The 1839-nt window shown below is 38.7% G+C and carries 2 protein-coding genes; one reads left to right on the top strand and one right to left on the bottom strand.

Annotation, left to right across the window (positions count from 1 at the left end; translation table 11 throughout):
• Positions 1-192 precede the first annotated feature (192 nt).
• Complete coding sequence (locus tag GCCT14_RS04695; RefSeq protein WP_108624424.1) at positions 193-1302, bottom strand: MBL fold metallo-hydrolase; 1110 nt, start codon at positions 1300-1302, stop codon at positions 193-195.
• A 289-nt stretch (positions 1303-1591) separates the two neighbouring features.
• On the opposite strand from GCCT14_RS04695, the gene GCCT14_RS04690 reads away from it, so the two are divergent.
• Positions 1592-1839: hypothetical protein (locus GCCT14_RS04690; protein WP_157952628.1), on the top strand; the 248-nt coding region annotated here is incomplete at its 3' end.

Raw genomic sequence — 1839 nt, 5'->3', positions numbered from 1 at the left:
TTTAAATCCCTCATTTCCAGATATTGAATCTTGTCCTTCACTCATTATTTACAACATAGAGACGAAACAACTTTATACGATTGTTTCCAATCAAACGCGATAACAAAACAGTCACCCGCTTTCGAAGAAAGATCATCAAAACACGAATCCACACATCAGAAAAAGTGATAATTTTTTTGATTACAAAACCTTTCACCAATTTAGCCAATAACCAACTGGGCATAAGATGAATTCATGAAAAGGAACTTGGCACATGATAAGACCATTTTCTAAATCTGACAAAAGAGACCGCTCTTCTTCTATAACGTCACTCAAACGAAATGTCGAATGGTGGCAACCAACGCTTTTTTTTGAAAGAACAAGCTTGTGAATCGCCACAGCCTCCTTAGGACTAATATGATTTTTCCACAATAAAGAACGAGGAAGATAAGCTCCGACAGGTATTAGAGAAAGATCAATTTCTCCAAATCTCCTTCCAATAGATCCAAAAAGTTCCTCAGAAAAAGCGGTATCACCAGTGTAATAAAGTGTTTTTTTTACGTTATTTTTTGTTTGAAAATTGCATATCCATCCACACCACATTGTTTTATTTCTATCCAATAATCCTCTACCAGAATTGTGAATCGCAGGGACACTTGTCACATCCAAAATGGCACCATGTTCATGGAATGGAATACGACAAGAATCTCCCCAAGAAAGTTCGATACAATCCAGTCCGAATGAAGCAACACATTCTCCAACACCTTTTGGTACAATCAACTTAGATTTGGATCTAATTTTTGAAAGATGAGCAATAGTTCTCATATCAAGATGGTCCGGGTGATTATGACTAATCAATACAAGATCTGCACCACCCAAAAGATCCAAACTGACAGATGGCGAACAAGAACGACTCAACCCAGGCCAAGTAGAGAACCCAGCTCTATAAGACCAAATTGGATCCGTCAAAAGTGTAATCCCAAACACTTTTAAAAAAAAAGTTGAATGACCAATCCAAGAAACAATCGGTTGATCAAGGTGAACAGAAAAAACCTGACAACGATCTCTCAATTTTCTGAAAAAACGTTTTTCTAGTGATTTTCTACCCAAAAACTTTTCAGATAATGAAAGCTTACAAGAATGAAAAACCCATAAAGAAAAATCACAAACCCTACGAAATGTATTTGGAGAACCATCTGGTGGTGAATAAATATTTACAATCGTCTTAGACGACCGCAACTTCCTGATCCACTCTCCCCAAGAAGGTAAACACGCCACCAACATAAGAAAGAAGTGACTTATTTTTTTGTTCGCGAGCCTCATTTTCTCCCCAATCTTTTCACCAAAATTCGGTCAAACTTCGAGGGACAATGACCACTGCTGCTCACTGAATGATCTTTCCTTCGTTAGCAAGAAAATACAACCCATCCGCTTTTGACTTCAAATTCCAGTACTGCATGTACACTTCTTCTGTAGGTGTATCTAATTCGAATTCACAACCTCAATATAGTTGTCTGACTGATTAAAATCGCATTTTTTCCATGTCAAATTGCGTACTTGTCCCGGACCATGCTAAACTCGTTTGGACCTCGAAACGAACGAGGAGTTGTGTGTGTTTCAGTCTGACCATCGGCAAGCATTCAAATTCGCTTTTGCCCTCAGTGCCTCTCTTTTACTTTCTACTTGGCTATTGCCATACTTAGTACAATTCGGCGGGGGGAAGTGTTGCCCCGTGAAATCTGGACCATTTCCAGTACACGATCCAATTGGATTCTTTCCTAAAAGCACAGTTCGTGGTCCAATTCACGATAAAGACTCGATAGAACAATCAGCAGTAGATGACTACACAGATGGGAATTT

The organism is Candidatus Similichlamydia epinepheli (genome assembly GCF_003056015.1).
The sequence above is the reverse complement of the archived record's forward strand: the minus strand, read 5'-3'. Positions and strand labels throughout refer to the sequence as shown.